Below are 7,940 nucleotides of genomic sequence, written 5' to 3'. Positions count from 1 at the left end.
GCAGCTTGATGGGACTTGAATTTCTTCTCCTCCACCGTAGTAACAAAAGAGGGGTTATGCAAGCCAAACACATCTGTAGCTGCTGGAACTAGCTGTAAGCTACTCCAAGTGATGCCTCGTTCGTCTGCCGCTAAGACGTTTCTCGCTCTATCAATCAGTTGCTACTCATGACACGCTCTATTGGAGTGGATTCAATTTGGACTGGGCGAGCCATAGTACAGTTACTGAAACTTAAATGGCTATGTTGCTGGCAAAATTAGATAGACCAAAGTGGCGTCAGACTCCTGCTGAAGTGCAGTTAACCCAATTTGAGACAAGAAGTAAAACGTCCTGCATATCAGAGTTAATGAGGCTCATTCCTGATCAGCTACTAAGGTTTTCAGTTCTGCCAATAACTTCTCCAGACGGCGTTGCTTTTTAGGATTAGTCCACACTTGTGATCGCTTAACCGATCGCAAGACGTCGTCAATTTGACCCTTTAACGATGAGTCTCCTACTTCAGCATTTCTTTTAGCCGCTTTGAGATTCGCAATTTCTGTTTTGATTTGAGCTAGAGAAAGGTCTTGCGAAACTGCCTCTACCAAAAGCTGATGTCTTTGCTGGTCATCTTTGATCCGAGCAATTGCCTGTGCTTTTGTATAAGCAATTTTTCCACTCCGGAGAGCCTCTAAAATCTCAGGTGGTAGGCGGAGTAGAGGGAGCCGTGTTGTAGCAAAAGACTCCCAAGAGATGGTTCCTAGTTCGGCAAACACCTTCTCTACAGCTTGAGCTGCCGAGTTAATCAAAACGTTTTGATTCGTGTTGCCGATCGCCTCATTTCGCATCCGGTAAAGAAGTGGGGGCACATCGATTGGGGGGATGTTGAGCCTCAGTCCCAGTAGCTGTAAGACACCTTCGGTCTCCTCTACTGGGTTCAAATCTTCCCGCTGCAAGTTTTCAACTAGAGCAAGTTGAAGAGAGTCTTCATCGCTCAGTTCCCGAATTGTTACCGGAACAGCCGTTAGCCCAACTTCTTTAGCGGCTCTAAACCTTCGCTCCCCAGCAACGAGTTCAAACAGTCCAGCTTTCCCTGTAGGGCGTACCAGCAGCGGTTCTAAAATGCCATGCTGACGCACAGACTCCGTCAATTGCAGCAGCTTTTGCGGGTCGAAGTAGCGACGCGGTTGGCTAGTCGGTAAGGTAATTGCCTCAATCGCAATGCTCTGGTTTCCAGAGACCAATTCAGGTTCAAATTTCCATTCATCCTTCAAACTATTTCGCCTTGCCATACCGTATCGCCTCTTCAAACAGACGGTCATAATCTTTTGCAACCGAACTGGCAGGTCCCCCTGGCATGGTGAACACAGTTGCTGCCTGACCAGGAGCATCAGCGATCGCTTGCCGCTGACAAATCACAGAGTCCAGCAACACAAACCCTTGCGTTTTGCTTAATGCCTCCTGAGCTTCTCTCATTAACACCGTTCCACGCGACGCACGGCTTAGAAACATGGCTGCTTTCGGCGATCCTGGCGAATCTTCTGCGCTTGATGAACCAAGCGAACAATGTCTTTGGCTGCAAGCAAGTCCACATTAGAAGGCTGGATGGGCACCAGCGCTAAATCGACACTTAACAACACCGACTTTGCTGGCTTTTGAGCTAGATGTATCGAGATTATGTCACGATCAGAAGCGGAACAACTACCTTTTAGAGCACATCACTTGTGAGCGATCGCCCGCTTTCCGCGCCTCAGGATTATGACGATTGGCTGCGCCATCTAAAAGAGCGCATTAGAACCGCTCAAGTTAGGGCTGCGCTTGCCGTTAACCAAGAACTGCTTCTTCTCTACTGGCAAATTGGGCGCTCTATCCTGGAACAACAGCAGCAGGAAGGTTGGGGGACGAAGGTCATTGAACGGTTAGCCAAAGATTTGAGAAAAGAGTTTCCTAATATAAAAGGCTTCTCTCGCTCAAATTTGGGGTATATGAAAGCTTTTGCTGAAGCGTACCCAGACGAAGCAATTGTCCAGCGCAGCGTTGGTAAATTACCTTGGCGGCATAATCTGGCTCTGATTGATAAGCTTAAAACTCAGGAACAGCGACTTTGGTATGCCGAAAAACAGTGGAGAATGGCTGGAGCCGGGATATTCTTGTCTACCAAATCGAAAGCAATCTGTTCCAACGGCAAGGAGGTGCCATTACCAACTTTGACCGTACTTTACCCCAAGCACAATCCGACCTAGCTAACCAGTTAGTCAAGGATCCTTACAGTTTTGAGTTTCTGCCATTACAAGAAAACGCCCAAGAACGAGAACTTGAGCAGTCGCTAGTGACGCATATTCGTGACTTTTTAATGGAATTAGGGGTTGGGTTTTCTTTTGTTGGTAGCCAGTATTACCTTGAAGTCGATGAGGAAGCTTACTATCTGGACTTGCTCTTCTACCACCTCAAGCTGCGCTGTTTCATTGTCATTGACCTGAAAATGGGCGAGTTTCAACCTGAGTACTCCGGCAAAATGAACTTCTATGTCTCAGCAGTAGACGATCTGCTACGTCACTCAACTGACAATCCAACAATCGGGTTAATCCTCTGCAAATCCAAGAGCAAGACAAAAGCAGAGTACGCTCTACGCAACCTGAATACTCCAATAGCTGTGACGACTCACCGATTACCAAAGTCACTCAAAGAGAACTTACCAACGGTGCAGCAGTTAGAGACAGAAATGAATGCTGCGATCGCTGAATTGGCAGAGCAGGCAGAGCAAAAGTCGGACGCAACAGACAAGTAGAATACAGTCAGTTTCCAACAGCTCGACCAACATGTCCGCGTCACTGTCGGCGCTGTTCTAGTGTGCTTCGCATAGGCGGAATAACCATGTCTTGTGCCGTTAGATGCCCCTATTCAGCTTAACTCCCTTCACTCCAAAGTTATGCCAATTGTAGGCAGACGAACTCCTCCATTTGCCCTGTTAGGGATGATTGAAGCGAAGCTGTCATAAAGTGACACGTTCGCTTCAATCACCCTGTGTAAGTAATTCATCGTGCTAATTGTGCTACACAAGTGCTGTTATGGCACGAACGAATTGTTCTGGTTCAAAGGGTTTAGTCATATGCGATTGATAGCCACTCATGATGGCTTGCTGCCGATCTTCTTCTCTGGCATAAGCTGATAGCGCTATCGCGGCGACCTGTCCACCTTCTTCAGCAGGTAAAGCGCGAATCTGTCGAATGAGAGAATACCCATCGACTTCGGGCATACCAATATCACTGATTAATATATCTGGTTGAAACGCGGCTAGACTGGCTAGCACTTCAGCGGCAGAATCAACCGTCAAAACCTCTGCTCCGTATTGAGTGAGTAATACCGTTACTAGTTCACGAGTATCCGGTTCATCATCCACCGTCAGAACTCGAACCCCAGTTAGGTCGGGTTCTTGATTGGATGAGTCCTCAGGCTGTCTCTGCTCTAGTTCAGCATGAAGCAAAGGCAATCGTAGGGTAAACACGGCCCCCTGTCCCTCCCCCTGGCTATCTGCCCGAATTGTACCCCCTTGTGCTTCTACCAACTGACGGACGATCGCTAACCCCAACCCTAATCCACCATACTTGCGAGTAGTGGAAGCATCTTCTTGCCGAAATGACTCAAAAATGTAAGGCAGGAAGTCGGGATTGATGCCTTTGCCAGTATCGCTGACGGTGATTTGAGCATAAGTTGGGGCGTCGGGAGTGGGGCGTCGGGAGTGGGCGTTTTCTTCCCGATTCCTGATTCCCGATTCCCCACTCCCTTCCGCTGATAAGCGAATCTCAACTCGTCCACCAGTTGGGGTAAATTTGATCGCATTCGACAAGAGGTTCCAAACAATTTGTTGGAGTCGAGTCGCATCTCCAGACACTTGACCAATGTGAGGCAGCACCGGATGCAGGAGAATGTTTTTGGCAACGGCGGCTGCCTTCACGGTATCGATCGCCGCTTCGATCACAAACGCGAGATCGACTGGTACCACTTCCATGCTGAGCTTGCCCTGGAGAATTTTGGCTACATCCAGTAGATCATCAATGAGTTGGCACTGCAATTTGGCATTGCGTTCAATGGTGGACAAGGCTTCAGCCGTTTTAGCCGCATCAAATTTGCGAGTTTGCATGAGTTTTGCCCATCCCAAAATGGGGTTGAGGGGCGATCGCAACTCGTGAGACAGAACAGACAGAAATTCATCTTTAATGCGGTTCGCTCGTTCGGCTGCCAGTCGTGCCGTTTGCTCTAGCTGTAACAGACGATCGCGTTCCTGTTCTGCTTGCTTCTGCTCAGTGACATCGCGTGAGGTTGCCAGGAGTTGGATTACCTGCCCGCCCGGATTTAGAATGGGGGTTACTACTACATCCCACCATTTTGGCGTTCCTTTAGCTGTAGGGTAAAAGCCCCGAAAGCGACTAGTTTCACCTGCCTTAGCCGTTGCAATTGCGGTTTTTGCGGCGGTGCGATCGTCTTCCTGCCAGAAACAAAACCAATTGGCGTTGAGGTAGAGGGAAGTATCCTCGCTTTCTAACAGGTAGAGTCCACCTGGATTGACATACAGGATTTGTCCATCGAGATCTAAAAGCGTGATGCAATCAGAACTACTCTCTAAGATGCGTCGGAAGCGTTCTTCACTCTGCTGGAGTGCCTCCTCGCTCCGATGCAGGCGATGCCGCAGTTCAACGTTGGTGATCGTAGAGTTCAGGGCAACTCGGAGGCTTTCAGAACTTAACTGCTCCTTGACTAAATAGTCCTGTGCGCCTGCTTTCATCGCTTGTACAGCAACGGCCTCACTTCCTTGTCCCGTTATCACAATGGCAGGTAGGTGAGTCTGTTGCAGCAAGGATTGTAAGTGAGACAGAAACTCCAGTCCATCGAGATCGGGCAAGCGATAGTCCAGCAATACGGCATCCGGTTGGTGCTGTTGCCACAGTTCCAGCCCCTGTCGTCCTAGGGATGCTTCCAGAATTTGATACGAATACTTGCGATCGTGCAGCAGGTACCGACGATACAGTTCCCGGTCCTCTGGGGAGTCATCCACAACTAAAATGGTGCGGGTGGATTGAACCATGATTAATCTTCTGACTGATCGGGCAAGGTGGTCACTTCAAACCAGTAGTCTAAAAGGGTCTGAACGCCTCGCTTGAGTTGAGCAAAGTCAATGGGTTTGACAATATAGCTGTTTGCTCCGTACTGGTAGCAATCTTCAATGTCTTTAGGATTGTTAGAGGTTGTAAAAACGACAACCGGAATGGTTCTTAAGTTCTCATTTTGCTTAATACGACGCAAGACTTCCCGCCCATCGGTGCCTGGCAGGTTGAGGTCAAGCACAATCAATCCAGGACGGAGCGCACTTTCACGACTGCTGTAATGACCCGTTCGGCAAAGAAAAGCCAGTGCCTGATCGCCATTGATGCATCGCTGTACTGGAACGGTTAGGGGCGATCGCTGCAAGAACCGCTGTAGCGCCTCAAAATCTTCGTTGCTGTCTTCCACTACTAATAGGGGCGGCGTTGGCTGGGCAATGGAAGTGGAGCTGAGCGTCATGCAGTTACCTCTGGTACTAGAGTGAAATAAAACGTGGTGCCTTGGCCTGGAGATGAGTCCACCCAGACTTTCCCCCCGTGCCGTTCTGAGATTTTGCGGACGATCGTTAACCCGACTCCGGTGCCACCACCAAACTCATCCCGTCCATGCAAACGGCGAAAGATTTGAAAAATTCTGTCAAAATGCGTCGATTCAATGCCAATGCCATTGTCACGGACGTAAAAGACAGGAAGAAGGGGAGCGGGGGAGCGGGGGAGCGGGGGAGAAGAGGAAGGCAAGCTGCGTTTCGTCTCCGTGTCTCGTCCTCGTGTCTCCGTGTCTCCCGCTTCGATGTAGCCAATCTCCACCCATTTCTCAGTTTTGTCGTTGTATTTAATCGCGTTGCTGATCAGGTTAGTAAAGAGTTCAGTGATCTGAGCACGATCACAGTTCACACTGGGCAGAGGGTGGGGAATGCGAAATTCAATGTGGCTCTGGGGCCGGGCGATCGAGAGCGTGGCGATGACCTGCTGCACTAGCTCATGCAGATCGATAGGTTGCCGCAGCAGGTCGGCACGCCCCAACCGGGAGAAATGCAGCAGAGAGTTAATCAGGTCTTCCATCCGCTGCGTTAGCCGCACCAGGGTTTGCAGTTTGGCAATGCCGCTATCATCTAAGACCTCTACGTAGTCTTCCATCAGAAAGTTGGCGTAGTTGTGAATGCCCCGCAGCGGTTCTTTCAGGTCATGGGAGGCCACATAGGCAAACGAATCGAGTTCTTCGTTACTGCGCTGCAATTCAAAATTCATTGATGCTAGTTCCTCTGCTTGCCGCAGCACAATCCCCACAATCAGGTTTCGCAGTTCAGCCACCGCTTCCATTTCACACGGCTTCCACGGGTGAGAGCGTCCTCGCACCGTTTCCTGCCACAGGGCAAAAGATTTACGCGGAGACATACGGACTTGACCATCGTCCAGCACCTCAACGGACTTGTTGGGGTTGCCGCCCCACTTCACGGTTTGAATGATCTCTGGGCGAAACCAGAGCACGTAGTTGCGCTGAGCACGAGAAATTTCCAGGGCTAACACACCACTGGCGATCGCCCGAAAGGATTCAGCCGTCGGATACGCTTGGGAGAGCGATCGAGTTGCAAAGAGTCCTTGACGCAAATGTGGTTTTAACCAATCCAACAGGGCATAAATCTCTGCCTCTGAAGGCGTGACCCCAATTTGAATACATTGGTCGCCACTGCAAATCGCGGCTCCGGTCGCACTTACCAGGTGAAGCAATTGAGTATCCAGTTGTACCATGCCATTCAGAACGTGATCCGCTTTGGACAGAGTTTCGACGAACTGAGTCTGTAATGATTTCAACCGTTGTTTGTAGTCACTGTCTTCGCGAGTTTCCTTATTAGACAGCTCCGCAGACATCACCTGCCCAATGAATTCACACAGCGTGCGGATGTGGTAAGGCGTATAGTTGGGTGACGAGTGATGACAGGCAATCAAGCCCCAAAGCTGCTGATCCTGCAAGAGAGAAATCGACATGGAAGCCGTGACTCCCATGTTGTGCAGATATTCCAGATGACATGGAGATACACTTCGCAACGTTGAAAAGCTTAAATCCAACGGTTGATTCGTCAATGGATTGTTGGCTGGAATCAATCCCACAGGTTGGTACTGAGCGTCTGGAATCAGCCGCAACCAATTGAGTGTGTACAGGTATCGAGCTTGTTCGGGAATGTCGAAGGGTGGGTAGTGCAAATCAAGGTAGGGTATTTCATGGTCAGTATCTTCAGCGATGACGCGACCGGCTCCTTCTGAATTCAACTGATAGACCATGACCCGCTCAAAGCCAGTGAGGCGGCGAATCTCTTTCACAACCACCTGGCACATGTCTAGCAACGTGCTGGCTTTTTGAATTTGAGTAATGGTGCCTTTGACTTGATGATAAAAATCAAAGAAGTCCAGGTTTCCGGTTGCTGGTTTTGGCTCCAGTTCCAATAGCACCACGCCATCCGAACGATGCACAATGCCATCAAAAGCGAGCAGGCGTTCCGGGCGCTGAATAGATAGGTTAAGGGGATTGATACTCTCAAAATCCTTCGTCAGGCACTGCCGAATCTGCTGAACTTGCGGATTATCGAGCAAGACTGCGAGGGATTTATTCAACAACTGTTCTGGTGAACGACCAGTTATCTCTTGGGTGTTATGGCTCACCTGAATGATTTCGAGGGTTGGTTCTTTCAAGACCAATAGCACCCCGTGTGGCTGAATCAGTCCCAGAGCATGGATGGGTTCGCGATCATAGTTAGTCAAATCAATGTCGGTTAGCTCAGTGGCTGCATCCATATCTTTCCAGGCTCATATGCTTAATCCCTCTTTTGTTACTACGGTGGAGGAGAAGAAATTCAAGTCCCATCAAGC

Annotated in this window: 7 protein-coding genes; 2 read left to right on the top strand and 5 right to left on the bottom strand. The window is 49.5% G+C overall.

The window, feature by feature from the left end:
- Positions 1 to 353: 353 nt before the first annotated feature.
- Both AC5JLP_RS01185 and AC5JLP_RS01180 read right to left on the bottom strand, forming a co-directional pair.
- The gene (locus tag AC5JLP_RS01185) at positions 354 to 1,268 is read right to left on the bottom strand and encodes a ParB/RepB/Spo0J family partition protein (RefSeq protein ID WP_496066063.1); all 915 of its coding nucleotides are present in this window, start codon (positions 1,266 to 1,268) and stop codon (positions 354 to 356) included.
- Entirely contained in the window at positions 1,252 to 1,452 is a 201-nt protein-coding gene (locus tag AC5JLP_RS01180; protein WP_496066062.1) for a hypothetical protein, read from the bottom strand. Before AC5JLP_RS01180 ends, AC5JLP_RS01185 begins: the two co-directional genes overlap by 17 nt.
- Before the next feature lie 248 nt (positions 1,453 to 1,700).
- On the opposite strand from AC5JLP_RS01180, the gene AC5JLP_RS01175 reads away from it, so the two are divergent.
- On the top strand, positions 1,701 to 2,219 hold the full coding sequence (locus tag AC5JLP_RS01175; RefSeq protein WP_496066061.1) for a DUF1016 N-terminal domain-containing protein: 519 nt from the start codon (positions 1,701 to 1,703) through the stop codon (positions 2,217 to 2,219).
- Positions 2,123 to 2,764: a PDDEXK nuclease domain-containing protein gene (locus AC5JLP_RS01170; protein ID WP_496066064.1), complete on the top strand. Its 642-nt coding sequence runs from the start codon at positions 2,123 to 2,125 to the stop codon at positions 2,762 to 2,764. Before AC5JLP_RS01175 ends, AC5JLP_RS01170 begins: the two co-directional genes overlap by 97 nt.
- Positions 2,765 to 3,028: 264 nt before the next feature.
- Here the strand turns inward: AC5JLP_RS01170 and AC5JLP_RS01165 are convergent, their stop codons facing one another.
- From AC5JLP_RS01165 to AC5JLP_RS01155, 3 genes are read right to left on the bottom strand one after another with little or no spacing between them, the layout of a single operon-like run.
- Positions 3,029 to 5,059, bottom strand: coding sequence for a hybrid sensor histidine kinase/response regulator (locus tag AC5JLP_RS01165; protein WP_496066060.1), 2,031 nt, complete (start codon positions 5,057 to 5,059; stop codon positions 3,029 to 3,031).
- 2 nt (positions 5,060 to 5,061) lie between these two features.
- A complete protein-coding gene (locus AC5JLP_RS01160) occupies positions 5,062 to 5,535 on the bottom strand; it encodes a response regulator (RefSeq protein WP_496066059.1) in 474 nt (157 codons plus the stop codon).
- Entirely contained in the window at positions 5,532 to 7,865 is a 2,334-nt protein-coding gene (locus tag AC5JLP_RS01155; RefSeq protein ID WP_496066058.1) for an ATP-binding protein, read from the bottom strand. The genes AC5JLP_RS01160 and AC5JLP_RS01155 overlap by 4 nt, the downstream gene beginning before the upstream one ends.
- Positions 7,866 to 7,940: the final 75 nt, after the last annotated feature.

It is taken from the genome of Stenomitos rutilans (assembly GCF_059505485.1).
The sequence above is the reverse complement of the archived record's forward strand: the minus strand, read 5'-3'. Positions and strand labels throughout refer to the sequence as shown.